Annotated in this window: 14 protein-coding genes; 7 read left to right on the forward strand and 7 right to left on the reverse strand. The window is 69.9% G+C overall.

Annotated elements, in window-relative coordinates; genetic code table 11:
- Nucleotides 1-131 precede the first annotated feature (131 nt).
- The 3 genes from NDR87_RS08140 to NDR87_RS08150 all read left to right on the forward strand — a co-directional run bounded on the left by NDR87_RS08140 (nt 132) and on the right by NDR87_RS08150 (nt 2,972).
- A complete protein-coding gene (locus tag NDR87_RS08140; RefSeq protein ID WP_251910512.1) occupies nt 132-971 on the forward strand; it encodes an alpha/beta hydrolase in 840 nt (279 codons plus the stop codon).
- 73 nt (nt 972-1,044) lie between these two features.
- A complete protein-coding gene (locus NDR87_RS08145) occupies nt 1,045-1,812 on the forward strand; it encodes a polysaccharide deacetylase family protein (RefSeq protein ID WP_251910513.1) in 768 nt (255 codons plus the stop codon).
- Nucleotides 1,812-2,972: a glycosyltransferase gene (locus NDR87_RS08150; protein WP_251910514.1), complete on the forward strand. Its 1,161-nt coding sequence runs from the start codon at nt 1,812-1,814 to the stop codon at nt 2,970-2,972. The genes NDR87_RS08145 and NDR87_RS08150 overlap by 1 nt, the downstream gene beginning before the upstream one ends.
- Here the strand turns inward: NDR87_RS08150 and NDR87_RS08155 are convergent.
- The 4 genes from NDR87_RS08155 to NDR87_RS08170 all read right to left on the reverse strand — a co-directional run bounded on the left by NDR87_RS08155 (nt 2,936) and on the right by NDR87_RS08170 (nt 6,986).
- Nucleotides 2,936-3,514, reverse strand: coding sequence for a GNAT family N-acetyltransferase (locus tag NDR87_RS08155; protein WP_251910515.1), 579 nt, complete (start codon nt 3,512-3,514; stop codon nt 2,936-2,938). The two genes, NDR87_RS08150 and NDR87_RS08155, sit on opposite strands and share 37 nt — an antisense overlap.
- Nucleotides 3,515-3,524: 10 nt before the next feature.
- Nucleotides 3,525-4,406 carry a DMT family transporter gene (locus NDR87_RS08160; RefSeq protein WP_251910516.1) on the reverse strand — a complete coding sequence of 294 codons (882 nt, stop codon included), beginning with the start codon at nt 4,404-4,406 and terminating at the stop codon, nt 3,525-3,527.
- Nucleotides 4,407-4,484: 78 nt separating this feature from the next.
- A complete protein-coding gene (locus NDR87_RS08165) occupies nt 4,485-5,780 on the reverse strand; it encodes an MFS transporter (protein ID WP_251910517.1) in 1,296 nt (431 codons plus the stop codon).
- Between the two features lie 6 nt (nt 5,781-5,786).
- Nucleotides 5,787-6,986: a S9 family peptidase gene (locus tag NDR87_RS08170; protein ID WP_251910518.1), complete on the reverse strand. Its 1,200-nt coding sequence runs from the start codon at nt 6,984-6,986 to the stop codon at nt 5,787-5,789.
- A 110-nt stretch (nt 6,987-7,096) separates the two neighbouring features.
- On the opposite strand from NDR87_RS08170, the gene NDR87_RS08175 reads away from it, so the two are divergent.
- Nucleotides 7,097-7,696 carry a TetR/AcrR family transcriptional regulator gene (locus NDR87_RS08175; protein WP_251910519.1) on the forward strand — a complete coding sequence of 200 codons (600 nt, stop codon included), beginning with the start codon at nt 7,097-7,099 and terminating at the stop codon, nt 7,694-7,696.
- Nucleotides 7,697-7,771: 75 nt separating this feature from the next.
- Nucleotides 7,772-8,827, forward strand: a complete 1,056-nt coding sequence (locus NDR87_RS08180; RefSeq protein WP_251910520.1) for an LLM class flavin-dependent oxidoreductase — start codon at nt 7,772-7,774, stop codon at nt 8,825-8,827.
- Nucleotides 8,828-8,889: 62 nt separating this feature from the next.
- Here NDR87_RS08180 and NDR87_RS08185 read toward each other — a convergent pair whose 3' ends face one another.
- Together NDR87_RS08185 and NDR87_RS08190 are read right to left on the reverse strand one after the other, a co-directional pair.
- Nucleotides 8,890-9,852: a ferritin-like domain-containing protein gene (locus NDR87_RS08185; RefSeq protein ID WP_251910521.1), complete on the reverse strand. Its 963-nt coding sequence runs from the start codon at nt 9,850-9,852 to the stop codon at nt 8,890-8,892.
- A gap of 176 nt (nt 9,853-10,028) precedes the next feature.
- Nucleotides 10,029-10,673 (reverse strand): TetR/AcrR family transcriptional regulator, encoded by a 645-nt coding sequence (locus tag NDR87_RS08190; protein WP_251910522.1) that lies wholly within the window; start codon nt 10,671-10,673, stop codon nt 10,029-10,031.
- A 72-nt stretch (nt 10,674-10,745) separates the two neighbouring features.
- Here NDR87_RS08190 and NDR87_RS08195 point away from each other — a divergent pair, with 72 nt between their 5' ends.
- Nucleotides 10,746-11,642 (forward strand): RNA polymerase sigma factor RpoD/SigA, encoded by an 897-nt coding sequence (locus tag NDR87_RS08195; RefSeq protein ID WP_251910523.1) that lies wholly within the window; start codon nt 10,746-10,748, stop codon nt 11,640-11,642.
- Nucleotides 11,643-11,775: 133 nt separating this feature from the next.
- Entirely contained in the window at nt 11,776-13,998 is a 2,223-nt protein-coding gene (locus tag NDR87_RS08200) for a serine/threonine-protein kinase (protein WP_251910524.1), read from the forward strand.
- 12 nt (nt 13,999-14,010) lie between these two features.
- On the opposite strand, the gene NDR87_RS08205 is transcribed toward NDR87_RS08200, so the two are convergent.
- Nucleotides 14,011-15,405 (reverse strand): bifunctional lysylphosphatidylglycerol flippase/synthetase MprF, encoded by a 1,395-nt coding sequence (locus NDR87_RS08205; RefSeq protein ID WP_251910525.1) that lies wholly within the window; start codon nt 15,403-15,405, stop codon nt 14,011-14,013.
- Nucleotides 15,406-15,468: the final 63 nt, after the last annotated feature.

Consider the following 15,468-nt stretch of genomic DNA (forward strand, 5'->3'; position numbering starts at 1 on the left):
CGTCGACGAACTCGAACAGCCGGGCCCCGACCGGCACTTCACCGTCGCGCACTGAGCCGGAGTGCGAAAATCGGGCATCGCGGGCGGCCGGTGGGTGACAATGGCCCGGTTGCGACAGCACGGAGGCGAGCATGGCCCGCAGTGGGACCGGGGAATTCGACGGACGTGGCGGGCGGGTCTTCTGGCGCGCCTGGCTGCCCGAGGAGCGGGCGCGCGCGGTGATCGCGCTGGTGCACGGGGTGGCCGAACATTCCGGACGCTACGAACACGTCGGGCGGCGACTGGCCGGAGCCGGATACGCGGTTCATGCCCTCGATCACATCGGACACGGGCGGTCGGGCGGGGCGCAGGCCAATATCGGCTCGATCGACGGTGCGGCGGACAATGTTTCGGCGCTGCTCGAATTCGCGGCGGCGGAGCATCCGGGGCTGCCGCGGTTCGTTGTGGCGCACAGTATGGGCAGTCTCGTCGCGCTGTATTTGGCCACCCGTGCGCCGTTGCGGATCGCCGGGATCGCGGTGTCGGCGCCACCGCTGGTGATCGAGGTGGGGAATGCGGCGCAGCGGCTGGCGGCGCCGCTGCTGAGCCGGATCGCACCCAATCTCGGTGTGCTGAAATTGGATTCGTCGGCCATCAGCCGCGATCCGGAGGTGGTCCGCGCCTACGACGCCGACCCGATGGTGTTTCGCGGCAAGCTGCCCGCCCGCACCGCCACCGAGATCCTGAACGCCGCCGAGGCCGTGCGCGCGCGGCTGGACCGGCTCACCGTGCCGACCCTGGTCATGCACGGCACCGCCGACGAACTCGCCGCCCCGGCGAGCACCGACCTCATCGAGCGCGACGCCGCCGCGAAGGAACTGACCGTGCGCCGCTATCCGGGCCTCTATCACGAGATCTTCAACGAGCCGGAACGCGACGTGGTGCTCACCGATCTGGTCGAATGGCTGGATCGACACCTCGCCGCGCACTGAGCAAGATCACGATTTGCCCCGCAGCGCCCCGATTGTTCAGCTTATGGCAACCGTACGCTGCTAGCTTGCGGTCGTGTCCGCACGTCTGGTGGTGAGTATCCATGATGTCGCTCCGGCCAGCGAGGCCGAGACCGCGCGCTGGTGCGCCGATGCCGACGCGTTCGGGATTCCGGTCTCGCTGCTGGTGATACCCGGGCCGTGGCGCGGTGCTCGGCTGTCCGATGCGCCCGATTACGGAATGTTCTTACGCGAGCGTCGCGCCCACGGTGACGAGATCATGCTGCACGGCTGGGATCACACCGCGCCCGGCGACGGTTCGCTCGTGCGCCGGACGATCGCCCGGCTGATCGCCCGCGGCGCGGCCGAATTCGCCGCGCTCGACGAGGCCGGGGCCGACGCGCGGTTGCGGCCCGCGATCGCGGTCATGGACGAGATGGGCCTGGCGACAACGGGGTTCACCCCACCGGGCTGGCTGGCCTCCCCCGCCGCGCTGCGCCTGCTGTGCCGCGCCGGATTCTCACACACCACCGATCATTTCGGCGTGCGCGATCTGCGGACCGGCCGCCGCCACCGCGGCTTCGCGCTGTCCCAGCGACCGGGCGGGCGCGGCGAGCAGACCGCCGCCTGGCTGATGCGCACGCTGGCCCGCCGTACCGCCCTGCGCGGCGGATTCGTCCGCATCGCCCTGCATCCGGACGATCTACACCGCCCGGGCCTGCGCGACGCGGCGCTGCGCGCGATCGATGCCGCCCTCGGCGCGGGCGCCCGCCCGATGACCTATGCGGAGGTGATCGGCTGCGCGGGCATGCGGGTCGTCGCACCGCGCGAGGTGATCGGCTGATGCGAATCGTGCAGCTCGCCAACTTCTACACCCCGGCCTCGGGTGGGCTGCGCACCTGCGTCGACGAGATCGGGCGCGGCTATCTGGCCGCCGGGCACGACCGCGTGCTGGTGGTCCCCGGCCTGGCCGACGCGGACGAATCCACCCCCGCCGGTCGGCGAATCACCCTGCGCGGCCCGCGATTCGGCGGGGCGGGCTATCACGTGCTCACCGCGCGGCGCACCCGCCCGCTGCTACAGCGGCTGCGCCCGGACGTGCTCGAATGCAGCGACAAGCTGAGCGTGCGGTGGCTCGCGCCCTGGGCCCGCCGCGCCGGGGTGCCGCTGGTGCTGTTCTCGCACGAGCGCATCGACGCCATCCTGCGGCCGCGGGTGCCACCCGGCTTTCCGCTGTCGACGGCCGCGGACCTGGCCAACCGGCGGCTGTCGGCGCGTGCCCACCACATCATCGTCACCTCGGGTTTCGCCCGCGACGAGTTCACCCGCATCGGTGCGCGCAATGTGCACCGCATCCCCCTGGGCGTGGACCTGGAGACCTTCCGGCCGCTGGAGCCGTTCCCGGGCCGGTTGCGCCTGGTGGCCGATCGGCATATCGACCGGACCGCAACGCCTTCCGACCGCGGCGTGGTGGGCCTGGTCCTGGTGAGCCGACTGTCCCGGGAGAAGCGACCCGGCCGGGCGATCGAGGCCCTGCGGCTGCTGCGGGCGGGCGGCATCGACGCCGAACTCACCGTCGTCGGCGACGGACCGCTGCGGGATCGCCTGCGCGAGCGGTCATCCGGGCTGCCGGTGACCTTCGCCGGGCACGTCTCCGACCGCCGCGCCGTGGCCCGCATGGTCGCCGCCGCCGATATCGCGGTCTGCCCCTCGCCCGCCGAAACCTTCGGCCTGGCCGTGCTGGAGGCCCTGGCCTGCGGCACCCCCGTGGTGGTCCCCCGCGCCGGGGCCGCCCGCGAGCTACTCGGACCGACCGGCTCGGGACTCGAATGCGACGGCACCCCACGGGGTTTGGCCACCGCGATCACCACCCTGCTCACCATCCCCGAACACTCCCGCCGCGCCGCCGCCCGCCGTAGCGCCGAACGCTTCCCGTGGTCGGCCACGGTCGCCGAATTGCTCTCCCTCTATGCCGATTTCGAGCCCGAGATGCGCTCGGCCTGATACCAGTCGCCGCGCAGCAGTTCGTATTCGACCTCGCCGTACTCGGTTCCGGGCAGCGGATCGTCGAAGTGCAGGTGGAAGGTGCGCACGTAGCCCAGTCCGACCTTCTCCAGCACCCGGCGCGAGGCGCGATTGACCGCCATGGTCTGCGCCCAAACCCGTTGCACGCCATGATCGGTGAATCCCGCGCGAATCAGCGCCCGCGCGCCCTCGGTGGCATATCCGCGGCCCCAGACCGACGCCATCAGCCGATAGCCCAGCTCCACCTCCGTCACGTTGCCATCCCCGGGCGGTTGCAGCGCGAGCCAACCCACGAACGCCCCCGTCGCCCGCTCGACGGCGGCAAAGCGCCCCAGCGGTCCGTGCCGGTAGTCGCGCAGGATGCGCGGCAGCACCTCGTCGGTGATCTCGGCCCGCGGCGTGGGCTCGCCGGTGAGATAGCGCATCACGGCGGGATCGCTGTCCAGCTGGACCAGGTTGTCGACATCGGCCGCGGTGAATCGGCGCAGCATGAGACGGTCGGTTTCCAGGAATACCTCCACCCGGAAAGTTCTAGCCGACGGCAACCAGTTGCGGCACGTCCTTTTCGTCGTGCAGGGTGGGCGAATTCGCCAGCAGCGCGACACCACCGATGATGAGTCCCGCCGCCAGGGCCAGCGGGAGGGGGTAGACGTGCGCGGTGGTGACGAACAGGGTGAGCCCGGCGGTATAGCTGAGGACCGGATCGGTGATGGTCATGGTGGTGAGGGCGGTGGGCAGCGAGCCGCGGGCGAAGGCCTCCTGGGTGAGCAGCGCGCCGACCGTGGTCGAGATCGGCACTCCCAGCAGGGCCGGGCTCAGCTCGGGCAGGGCGGCGGCCGCGATGGACACCAGTACGGCCGTGGTGGCGACGCAGCAGCCGGAGGCCATCGCGATCAGCGCCGAGCGCAGCTGCGGGGAGCGGGCCGTGCGCGCGAGCGCCAACAACACCACGACCGCGCCCGCGACCACGGCCGCCGCCGCGGGTAGCCGGTCGACCCGCAGCGCACCGTGCGGCACCCCGTGCAGAATCAGCACCACCAGCCCGCAGCACACCGCCGCGGTCCCCGCCCAGTCGCGCCGCAGCAGTGGCCGCTGCCGCCGCCCCGCCGCCAGCGGCAGCGCGAACAGCAACTGCATCACCAGCAGCGCCTGCACCATCGACAGCGCCCCGTACCGCAGCGCGGCCGCATGCAGGACGAACCCGGTCGCACTCGCCCCCTGCCCCACCAGCCACCGCCGATTCGTCACCAATGTCCGTGCGATCCCGATGATCGCCAGATTTCGCACCCGCGCATCGGCCAGCGCCGCCCGTCGCGCACTCCCCTGCTGCAACGACGCCGCCACCGCGAACAACGACGCGGACAGCAGCGCCAGCACACCCCCCACCACCTCCCCGCGCGCCAGTCCCGTCATGTGTTCATCCTGAGCACCCCCGGTGAACCGCGGTTGGCCACCGAATGGACGGCTGTGATCGGCTGGACCGGATCCGGCTCACTCCCGAACGCGCAGCGCGAGGACCGACAGACCGGCGACGACCAGGTAGATTCCCACCACCCACAGCCCGGCCCGCTGGGTACCGGTCAGATCGCGCAGCCACCCCGTCATGTAGGGCGCGGCGAACCCACTGATATTGCCGAGCGAATTGATCAGCGCGATGCCCCCGGCCGCGGCCGCACCGGACAGGAAGGTACCCGGCAGCGCCCAGAAGGTGGGCAGCGCCGCCATCACCCCCGCCGCACAGATCGACACCGCGGTCATGGCGGCGAACGGATTGCCCAGATACAGCGCGATCGGAATGGCCAGCCCGCCGAGCACCGCCGGCAGCATCACATGCCAGCGCCGCTCGCGCGTGCGGTCACCGTGGCGGCCCCACCACACCATCGCGACCGCGCCGATCACATACGGCACCGCGGTGATCAGCCCACGCTGCACCACCGAATACTGCACGCCGTACTGCTGCTGGAATCCGGCGACGATGGTGGGCAGGAAGAAGCCCAGCGCATACAACCCGTAGGCGATGCCGCCGTAGATCGCCGCCAGCCCGAGTATGCGCGGATGGGTCAGCGCCTTGCGCAGCGTCCACTGCTCGTAGCGCTCGACCTCGGCCCGCTCGCGGTCGAGTTCGCCTGCCAGCCAGGCCCTTTCCTCGGGTGCCAGCCATCGCGCCCGCTCCGGACGGTCGGTGAGCCAGAACCAGGTCACCACGGCCAGCAGCAGCGCGGGCAGCCCCTCCACCAGGAACATGAACTGCCACCCGCGCAGTCCGAACACTCCGTCGCCGTACTGGATCAGCAGGCTCGACAGCGTGGACCCCACCGCGGTGGAGATCGGCACCGCCGTCATGAACAGCGCCACCACCCGCGCCCGATACGCCTGCGGGAACCAGTAGGTCAGATACAGCAGAATCCCGGGAAAGAATCCGGCCTCGGCCACCCCGAGCACGAACCGCAGCACGATCAGCACGGTCGCGTTCGGCACGAAGGCCATCGCCGTGGCGACGACACCCCAGCTCAGCATGATCCGGGCGATCCACCGCCGCGCCCCGAACCGGTGCAGCGCCAGATTACTGGGCACCTCCAGCACCAGATAGCCGAGAAAGAAGATTCCCGAGGCGAATCCGAACACCGTCTCGCTCAACCCGAGATCGGCCTTCAACCCGTTCGGCCCGGCGAACCCGATGTTCACCCGGTCCAGATAGTTCACGAAATACAGCAGCCCCAGAAACGGCACCAGCCGCAGCCCCACCCTGCGCAGTGTCCGGCGGGAGACGTCGTTGTCCACAACCACCGGACGCTACCGGGCGAATACGCCGTCCAGCCAATCGAACACGCGCTGGTGGGTGAGCAGCATGGCGCCCATGTGACAGTGTTCGCCCGCGCCCTCGGCGGCGGTGCCGACGAGGAAGTCCTTCGGGCAGCTCAGGGCCTGGTACACGCGCTCGGCCTCACCGGCGAAGAACTGGTCGTTCTCGGCGTCGAGAACCACGGTGGGACAGGTGATCCGGTCGATCACGTCGGCGAGGGTGTAGCCCTCGGTGCGACGCACGAAATCGGCGGGCGAGGCCGCGCGGAAAGTCCACACGCCGTTGCGGATCGCCCAGCGCATCTGGGTGTCGTACGCGGCCATCAGGTTCGCGACGGGATCGGCAGCATCGTCGCGCCCGGCGGCGATCCACTCCGCCAGGAACGGCGGCAGCATGCGCACGATCGCGGCATGGAAATCGAACAGCCCGTCGTTGAGCAGCAGCGCCGCGATCCGGGGTTCGAAGGCCGCGGCCCGCGCGGTCAGATAGCCGCCGAGGCTGTAGCCGTACAACGCGATTCGTTCGACGTCGACCTGCGGTAGTCCGACGGCGAAATCCAGCACGGGCGTGATCACCGCCTCCCAATCGGGCCGGAACGGCAGGCCCTGCTCGCGGATCATCGCGCCCTGACCGGGACCGTCGAAGGCCAGCACCTGATAGCCACGCGCCAGCGCCGCCGCCGCGAGCGCGAAATACGCCTCCTCCAGGGTGGAGTCGAAGCCGCTGTTGAAGATGACGGTAGGACGCGGCGCGTCGGAATCGTCGAGCAGGAACAGATAGCCGGGAAGTGCGGTGTCCGCGTAGGGAATCGACACCGCGCGCACCGGGGTGTCGAGCAATTGCGCTGCCGCGGCGAAGGTTTCGCGCGACAGCCGCGACAGCTCGCGCACCACCGGGTCGTCGGCCGGATGCTCGCGCCGGTAGAACTCGGCGGTGCGGTAGTAGTTCGAGGCGCGCAGTAGCGCCTCGCGGGCGCTCACCCGCCGCCCCCGGGCCAGGCAGTCGCGGCCGATCGCGTGCGCTCGCTGTGCGGTGGCGCGCCACTCGCGCAACCAGGACTCGTCGTCGCCCTCGACGATCCGCGCCGCGGTGACCAGTACCTCGCCCAGTTCCGCTCCGTGATAGCAGGCGAACCCGGCCGTGCGCAGCGTCTCGAAGGAGTAGGACTCGTCGTCGAACAGGAATTTCATGGACTGACCTCACGATTCACGTCGATACGGCACCGTTTCGCCGTACATGAGGAACGTTAGGTCACTCAACGACGAAACGCAACCGTTTCGGCGTTGCTAGAGTGATCGCCATGAAACGCACCCCCGCTGGCGCCGCCGTCCTGCAGCCCCAGGTGACCGCCGCGATCCGGGAAGCCGCCTTCGCCGAACTGGCCGAGGTCGGCTATGGAAAGCTGTCGATGGAGGCGGTCGCCCGGCGCGCGGGGGTCAGCAAGCCCACCCTCTATCGCCGCTGGCCCTCGAAACAGCAACTGGTCCTCGCCCTGGTCTCCGAGGTCGCCGTCACCGCGGCCGAGACGCCGGACACCGGATCGCTGCGCGGGGACCTGCGCGCCTACCTCGAGGCGACCGCCGCCGGGCTGGCGCATCCGCTGGCGGCCCGCATCATTCCCGATCTGCTGGCCGAGGCGGTGCGCACGCCCGAATTGGCACGGGCGCTCCAGACCGGCCTCGGCGAGCAGCGCCGCGCCCGGGTGGCCGAGCTGCTGCGGCGCGGCATCGATCGCGGCGAACTGCCCGTCGATCTGAATATCGAACTCGCGCTGGACTTCACGATCGGCCCGCTGTTCTGGCGGCAGACCCTGCGCGGCGACGCGACCGATCCGGACTACCTCGACGAGCTCGCCGAGATGGTGCTGCGCGCCCTGCGCGCCCGGCCCGACCACGCATAGCCCCTCCGGCACCCGCCGGACGCCCTTCCCATTCGTCCTAGTGCCGGTGGTGGCCCCCGGGCCAGGATGGTGATCATGAGCATCGCCGACGAGCTACGCATCGGAGCATTCGTATTCACCAGCCGGTACGAGGGGCAGACGGCCGCTGAGGTGCTGGCCCGCGGCGTGGCCACGGCCCAGGCCGCGGAGGCGGCCGAATTCGACGACGTGTGGGTGACCGAACACCACTTCGTGCCGTTCGGGGTCAATCCGTCCGCGCTGACCTTCGCCGGTTATCTGCTCGGCCGGACGAATACGGTGCGGGTCGGTACGGCGGTGACCGTGCTGCCGCTGCATTCGCCGGTCCACGTCGCCGAGCAGGCCGCGCTGCTGGATCATCTGTCCGGCGGCCGTTTCGATCTCGGGGTGGGCCGGGCGCAGCCGGTGGTGGACTACGAGGTGATCGGCCGCGGGGTCGAGTACTGGCAGCACGGACTGCCCGAGGCGCTGGATCTGACTCTGGCCGCGCTGGCCGGACCGGTCGCGGCCGACTCCGAGCTGTACCGCTTCCGCGAGGTCGTCCCCGAGCCCGGCCCCGCATCCGGCCGCACCACCCCCGTCTACCTCGCCGCGAACTCCCCGGCCTCGGTGGAGATGGCCGCGACCCGCGGCCTGCCGATGTTGCTGTTCTTCGACAAGGACCCCGACGCCAAGGCCGCCATGATCGCCGAACACGCCGAGATCGCCCGCGTCGCAGGCCATCCCGGCACCGGCTACGCCCACGGCGCGGCCCTGTTCGCGCACGTCACCGACGACCCGGCCGAGGCGCGCGCGGTAATGCACCGCGCCGCAACCGAATTCGTCCGCGCGAGCGGTCACTATCGACTGCTGCTGGACGTCCCGCAGCGCATCCCCCGCGACACCCCGCCCGAGCAGATCGTCGACCGCCTGACCGACAGCGCGCTGGCGACGCATCCGGTCGGCGACCCGCAGGTCTGCATCGATCGACTGGTCGACCAGATCCGTCGATCGGGCTGCCGACGACTGCTGTGCCAGGTGGAGATCGCCGGGGACCACGCCGCCGTGCTGACCAATGTCGAGCGCCTGGGCGCGGAGGTGCTGCCCGAGGTCCGCAAGCGGCTGAGCGAGTGAACGATACGGTGAGCCCACCGGCTTACACCGGTGGGCTCACGGTTCCTCCGGCCCGGAAACGATCAGCTGAGGCCGGTCACATCCTGGGCGATCGCCGCGAGCCGGGTCTGCGCGGCCGATACGACGCCCTGCCGGTTCTTGTTCGACTCCTCGTAGGCCAGCACCGCCCGCACATCGGCCGGATCGTCCAATTCCTTGATGGCGGCGACGGACTGGCTGACATTGAGCTCGTCGTAGTCGCGAATCGGCAGTTCGCCCGGCTCGAGGACACCCGTGGCGGTGCGGACCGAATGCAGGGCGTCGGCGACGGCGCCAGCCCCTTCGCGGCGAGTGATCTGCTCGGCCCGTTCCAGTGCGGCATCCCGCGAACCGGCCAGCGTCTTGACCGCGACATCGCCCGCGTGCGCACCCCGGGAGAGCAGCTCGCCGAGGGCGGGTGGGGCGGACCGGAAGGCGTCCAGCGCCCGATCGATGCCCCGCGCGGACCAGGTGACCGGGACATTGACCAACCGCATCGTGGTCCCCGTGGCCGCCTGCAACGGCGTGCGCTGCAACGCGGCCGGCCCACCGAGGGCCTCCTCGGCCAGCACGGTCGTGAGCCAGTCCACGGTCGCCGAATGCGCGGTGATCAACCGCTCGGCCAGCGTCACGAGGTCGTCGCGCTGCGCGGTGGTCGCGAGGGCCTTGAGGTAGCGGGCGCGGTCGAGCAGCTGATGCTCGAGCGCCAGATCGCCCAGCAGCGCCTCGTCGAACGGCTGGGCCTGTTCGAACATCGCCTTCACCGCGGCGGCGGCCCGCCCCAGGAAGGGTCCGACGAGCGCGGGGACCCCGCCGAGCTCGCGGATGGCGGATTCGACCGCCTCGGCGCGGGCGCGGGCGTTGTCCGCGTTCTCGGACAGCTCGCGGCGCACCGCCTCGGTCCGGGCCTGCGCGATACGCGTTTCCGCGATTTGGATCTCGGTATGGGTCAGGTCGCGGATGGCGCGCAGCTGCGCCAGCAAGGTAGTGGTGTCGCGTGTGCTCATGTGGATCTCGTCCTTCCACGTTGACGCATCAGGTCGGCGCAACGATGCACCGCTACTCGAACTACCCAGCTCGGGCGCGCGATAACGAACCGCGGGTAATAATCACGACAAATCGCCGAGACTGTTCGATCCGATCTCACCTGCGCCGGAAAGTTTTTCGTCGACGGCGGATTCGGCTAGCGAACGGGCCGGATGGCGTAGCCGCCGAGTGCGGGCTCGAGCGCGCCGAATGCCGTGTGCGCCTGGGCCGTTACCGCGCGCTCGATCTCGGCGTCGGCGTGCCCGTCGAGCGTGCGGCGCAGGGTCTCCTCGAACAGCAACCGCAGCACCCCGCACAACTGGACCGCCGCGACCCGGGGCGCGATATCGTCCGGGGCGGCGCCGGTCTCCTCGGCAAGTACTGCGGCCAGCGACTTTTCGCGATCGTCGTGGAATTCCCGCAGCCGCGCGACCAGGGCCGGGCTGTCGGTGATCATGCGGGCGAACTCCGGGCCGGAGAATCCGATGACCGGATCGTGCGCGGCGGCCGCGGCGAGGAAGGCGCGGCGCACCGCGGCCAGTGCGGATTCGCCCGGCTTCCGGTCCCGCACGGTCGCGGCGGGCTGCCCGACGAACAGGTCGTGCATGTCGAGGGCGAGATCCTCCTTACGGGGGAAGTAGTTGGTGACGGTCATCTTGGCGACCTGGGCGGCCGCGGCGACCTCGGCGATCGTCACGCGGTCGAAGCCGCGCTCGAGGAACAGCCTGGTGGCCTGGTTCGAGATGTTGTCCCTGGTCTGCTGCTTTTTCATGGCTCGGAGGCCCGGCGTCGGCGTGCTCATGACACCACCATACCTGTGTTCGACCAAAATTTGTTGTTGACACATTCTTGTGTTTGACCTAAGTTTGTAACCATGAACGCCGCACCCGCCCCGTACCGTATGAGCCGCACCCCGCTGCTGACCGCCGAACAGGAGGTGGCCCTCGGGCAGCGCATCGAGGCCGGGGCCCAGGCCCGGCGCCGCCTCGACACCGAGCGACTCCCGGCCGCGGAGCGGGATCGGCTGGAGCGGCTCGCCGTCGACGGCCGCCGCGCCCGCGACCACATGATCGAGGCCAACCTCCGGCTGGTCGCCTCGATCGCCAAGCGCTACCACGACTGCGGGCTCCCGCTGCCGGATCTGATCCAGGAGGGCACGATCGGGATGATGCGCGCGGTGGAGAAGTTCGACCACCGCCGCGGGCTGAAGTTCTCCACCTACGCCACCTGGTGGATCAAGCAGGCGATCGGCAAGGCCCTGGCCGACCAGAGCCGCACGATCCGGCTGCCCGCACATCTGGTCGAGGTGCTCAATCAGGTGACCCGGACCCGCCGGGCCATGCTGGTCGAACTGGGCCGCGAACCCGGCACCGCCGAACTCGCGGCCGCGCTCGGGCTGCCCGAGCACAAGGTGGAACTCGTCTTGCGCCATGAGCGGGAACCGGTCTCGCTGCACGCTCCGGTCGGCGGCGACGACTCCGACGGCGAACTGGGCGATCTGCTCCCCGACGACGCGCCGGGCCCGGCCGCCACGGTGGCCACGGCCGCACTGCGGCACCACCTCGACCAGGTGCTCGCGACGCTGTCCGAGCGCGAGGCCGCGGTGCTCAGCATGCGCTACGGCCTGGACGACGACCAGCCGCGCACCCTCGATCAGATCGGCGCGTGCTACGGATTGACGCGTGAGCGCATTCGCCAGATCGAATCCAAGGGCATGGCCAAACTTCGCCGCCCCGCCAGCACCCGCGTGCTCGCCGATCTGCTCTCCTGAAAGGACACCGGTCAACCGAACACTCGGACCGGACGGCGCGGTGTGGGCCGCGCTGGAAATCGGCGCCCTCGCCCCAATCGCGGCGACGGGAGCATACTGAACTCCCCGACGGGCATGGGCGGTACGAGTTGTCATGAGTGGGGAACCGACGATCGTTGCGGACGCAGTCGACCGAACTCGCTCGCTGCTGCTCACCCTGGTCACGCGGTTCGCCGCGGCCTGGGACGCCACCGGTGCGCCACCGGATCTGACCGAATTCCTGCCCGGCGCACCGGAACTGCGGCGGCTGTGCCTGACCGAGCTGATCAAGGTCGATCTCGAATACCGCTGGCTGCGCTACGACCATCCGAAACGGCTGGCCGACTATCTCACCGAATTCGCCGAACTGCGCGAGGGCTCGATTCCGCTGGATCTGGCGTACGAGGAGTTCCACGCGCTGCGCCGATCCGGGCGGGAGCCCGAATCGGACGAGAACCCCGAGGCGACCGAACCCGCCGGGGAGCGGACCGAGGTCGACTACCACAGCACGCTCATCGCCAGCCCGTGGGCGCACGAGGCGCTGGAGAATATCGAGGTCGGCGACCGGGTCGACGATTTCGATCTGCTCGTCGGCTTGGGCTCCGGCTCGTTCGCGCGGGTGTTCCTGGCCCGGCAGCGCTCGCTGCAGCGACTGGTCGCGGTGAAGATCTCGCACAACCGCGGCACCGAACCGGAGACGCTCGCCCAGCTCGACCACAACTACATCGTGCGGGTCTTCGATCAGCGGCTGATCGAGGACGACGAGCTCAAATTGATGTACATGGAATACGTTCCGGGCGGCACCCTGCTCGACGTGCTCAATCTGGTGCGCGAGCGGTCACCGGATCGGCGCACCGGTCGACTGCTGCTCGAGGCCGTGGATCAGGCGATGGTGAGCAAGGGCGCCACCGGCGGCGGCGAATCCGGGGTCCGGGCCGAAATCGCCGCCTGCACCTGGCCGGAGACCGTCGCCTGGCTCGGCAGCCGCCTCGCCGCCGCCCTCGACCACGCCGCCCGGCACGGCGTGCTGCATCGAGATATCAAACCTGCCAATGTCCTGCTGACCGCCGAGGGGATTCCCAAGCTCGCGGACTTCAACATCAGCTTCAGCCACCACATCGCCGGAACCAGCCCGCTGGCGTATTTCGGTGGCTCACTGGCCTACATGTCGCCCGAACAGCTGGCGGCCTGCCATCCGGATCTGCCCGCCAGCGCCGCGGATCTGGACGGCCGCAGCGATATCTACGCCCTCGGCGTCATGCTGTGGGAACTGCTGACCGGTCGCCGCCCCTTCGACGACGAGGCCGCCGCCGGGGGTTCGGACACCTCGCTCGAGCGCATGCTGGAGTTGCGCCGCCGCGAGATCGACCCGCGCTACCTGTCCGAACTGCCGCAGGACTGCCCGCCGACCCTGCGGCGGGTGCTGTTGAAATGCCTTGCACCGCACCGCGACGAACGCTGGTCCACCGGCGCCGAGCTGGCCCAGCAGTTCGAGCTGTGCCTGGACCGGCGGGCCCGCGACCTCGTCGATCCGCCCAGCGGTAGCCTGCGCGCCCGGTTGGGTCCCTGGTCGCTGCTGGCCATCGTCACGCTGGCGAGCGTGCTCGGCGGCGGTCTCGGCGTGCTGTACAGCAATCTGCACAACGGCCCGCTGATCCAGTCGTGGCTCACCACCGATCAGCGCCAGCGCATGCGCGAGATCAGCGCGATGCTGGAGCTGACGGTTCCGGCGACCGTCGCGATCGTGACCGGTTATCTGTGCCGCCGCGTCTTTCTGGTGTGGTGGGGACTGCGTCGGGGCAGGCACTACGGCGCACAAACCCTCGCGCGCACGCGGACCGACACCCTGCTCGACGGCGATCGCGTCGCCATGCTCGCCTTCGCCGGCTGGGTCGTCTCCGCGGCCGCGTTCGTGGTGGGTCTGCTCGTGCACACCGACCTCGCGCCGGGCCGGATCGTCCATTTCGTCGCCTCGCTGGTCGTCTGCGCGACGATCGCCGTGGCCTACCCCTTCTTCCTGGTGACGTTCTTCGTCGTCCGCTGCGTCTATCCGAGCCTGCTCGCGCGGGGCGCGACCAGCAGCGACCACGCCGATCTGCGCGCGCTGGGGCGGCGCTGCACCCGCTATCTGGCGGTGGCCGCGTCGGTTCCGCTGATCGGCGTGGTCACCGGCCTGATGTTCCTGACCCCGCAGGAGGTGTCGCTGGTCGTCGACCCGATCCGCTGGCTCTGCGTCGGGGGTGTGCTGGGCTTCGTCGGCAACTACTGGCTGTTCCGCAGGCTGGAGGAGGATCTGCGCGCCTTCGAACGCGCCGTCTCCGCGGCGCACCGGCGCTGACCGCGGACGGGCTCAGTCCTGCCGCCGGTGTGGCACGAACTCCAGTGTCAGCAGCGCCGCCGCGGTGAATACGATCTCGCGCCAGCGGATCAGCACGAAGCGCTGATCGGCAAAGGAATTGAACTTGCGCAGAAATCGGTACAGCGACTCCAGCCGGATCATCGGATCCAGCATGCGGGCCAGCACATAGAGGCTCTGCTTGGTCCGCGAGCGATCCTTGTCGCTGAACAGCTCCGGAAAGGCCGCGAATGCCAGCGAGATTCGCTGCACACCCTTGGCCCGGCCGTATTCCACCAGATCGACGATCATTCGCTCGTCCAGCCCGTTGGGGGCGTCCTTGCGCCGCCACGGCACATCCAGGCTCAGCTCGCTGCCGTGATTGGACGCGCCGTAGCGCTGAAAGCCCACCACCCGACCGTCGGCATCACGGGCCAGCACCACCAGCATGCCCGGATTCCGCCCGTCGAGCAGATGGTCCAAAATCATCGAGAAGCCACGGGTCTGCCGCCCGGAACGCCATTCGTCGACGATCTCGAGCAGCGTGGCGCGCAGCGCCGGATCCAGTTCGCGCTCGTACAGGATCTCGGTGGTCACCCCGAAGTTGTGCGTGCGGCTGACGGCCTGGCGCAGATTGCGGTATTTGCGCCCGACCATATCGAAGCCGTCGACCTCGATCACCACATCGCGCCCGATCGGAATCGCGTGCAGTCCATGGTGTTCGGCGGCCTCGGTGCGCCACAGCTCGCACAGCGCGGGACTGGCGCCCAGCACCGCGATGCGCCAGCCGTGATTGACAGCGAATTCGGAGAATTCCCGGATCAGCACGCCGAATTCGGCCCGATCCCCGATCGGGTCGCCCGCCACCACCGCGATGCCGAAGCGGGTGCGGTAGCCGATGGCCGCGGTCGAATTCGCGTTGAAGAAGTAGGTTTTCGACGAATGCAGCGCGAACGGGGCGATCGGATCCTCGACCGTGCGATCCACCAGCGCCGCGATCCGGAACCGCTGGTCGGGCTGCGGGCGCGAACCCTGCGGCAGCATCAGGACGAATCCGGTCGAGGCCAGGCAGACGAAGCCGATCAGATCGTGATCGCCGCGGTAGGCGATATTGGAGACCCCGAGCACGATGACCGCGACGGCGAAGTGCGGCAGGGTGATCGGCCGCCGCAGATGCAGCCCGCGCGCGATGCCCAGCCCGGAGATCGACACGGCCACGAACCAGGCGTGGTTCACACCCTCGCGCGCGGCATGGTCGGCGGCGTACACCAGCGCCACCCCCACCAGCAGCAGCACGGTGATCAGCGGCAGCCGCACCGCGCGGTTGGGCGACAGCGCCGCCTGCCTGTAGGTGCGATACACCGACAGGGCCGAGTCGGTCTCCGCCATGGCCGTCCTCCCGATGGTCATACCAAACGACACACTATGCGGAACGCAGGTTCCGGGTGTGCGACACCTCCGCAACCCGCGCGC

Origin of the sequence: Nocardia sp. CDC159 (assembly GCF_023740735.1) — a bacterium.
Taxonomy (GTDB): Bacteria; Actinomycetota; Actinomycetes; order Mycobacteriales; family Mycobacteriaceae; genus Nocardia; species Nocardia pulmonis.

What these genes read in the sequence shown, in the direction of transcription:
- NDR87_RS08205 (WP_251910525.1), bottom strand. Translation starts at nt 15,405, where the DNA reads ATGACCATCGGGAGGACGGCCATGGCGGAGACCGACTCGGCCCTGTCG.
- NDR87_RS08150 (WP_251910514.1), top strand. Translation starts at nt 1,812, where the DNA reads ATGCGAATCGTGCAGCTCGCCAACTTCTACACCCCGGCCTCGGGTGGG.
- NDR87_RS08195 (WP_251910523.1), top strand. Translation starts at nt 10,746, where the DNA reads ATGAACGCCGCACCCGCCCCGTACCGTATGAGCCGCACCCCGCTGCTG.
- NDR87_RS08175 (WP_251910519.1), top strand. Translation starts at nt 7,097, where the DNA reads ATGAAACGCACCCCCGCTGGCGCCGCCGTCCTGCAGCCCCAGGTGACC.
- NDR87_RS08140 (WP_251910512.1), top strand. Translation starts at nt 132, where the DNA reads ATGGCCCGCAGTGGGACCGGGGAATTCGACGGACGTGGCGGGCGGGTC.
- NDR87_RS08190 (WP_251910522.1), bottom strand. Translation starts at nt 10,673, where the DNA reads ATGAGCACGCCGACGCCGGGCCTCCGAGCCATGAAAAAGCAGCAGACC.
- NDR87_RS08160 (WP_251910516.1), bottom strand. Translation starts at nt 4,406, where the DNA reads ATGACGGGACTGGCGCGCGGGGAGGTGGTGGGGGGTGTGCTGGCGCTG.
- NDR87_RS08185 (WP_251910521.1), bottom strand. Translation starts at nt 9,852, where the DNA reads ATGAGCACACGCGACACCACTACCTTGCTGGCGCAGCTGCGCGCCATC.
- NDR87_RS08200 (WP_251910524.1), top strand. Translation starts at nt 11,776, where the DNA reads ATGAGTGGGGAACCGACGATCGTTGCGGACGCAGTCGACCGAACTCGC.
- NDR87_RS08180 (WP_251910520.1), top strand. Translation starts at nt 7,772, where the DNA reads ATGAGCATCGCCGACGAGCTACGCATCGGAGCATTCGTATTCACCAGC.
- NDR87_RS08170 (WP_251910518.1), bottom strand. Translation starts at nt 6,986, where the DNA reads ATGAAATTCCTGTTCGACGACGAGTCCTACTCCTTCGAGACGCTGCGC.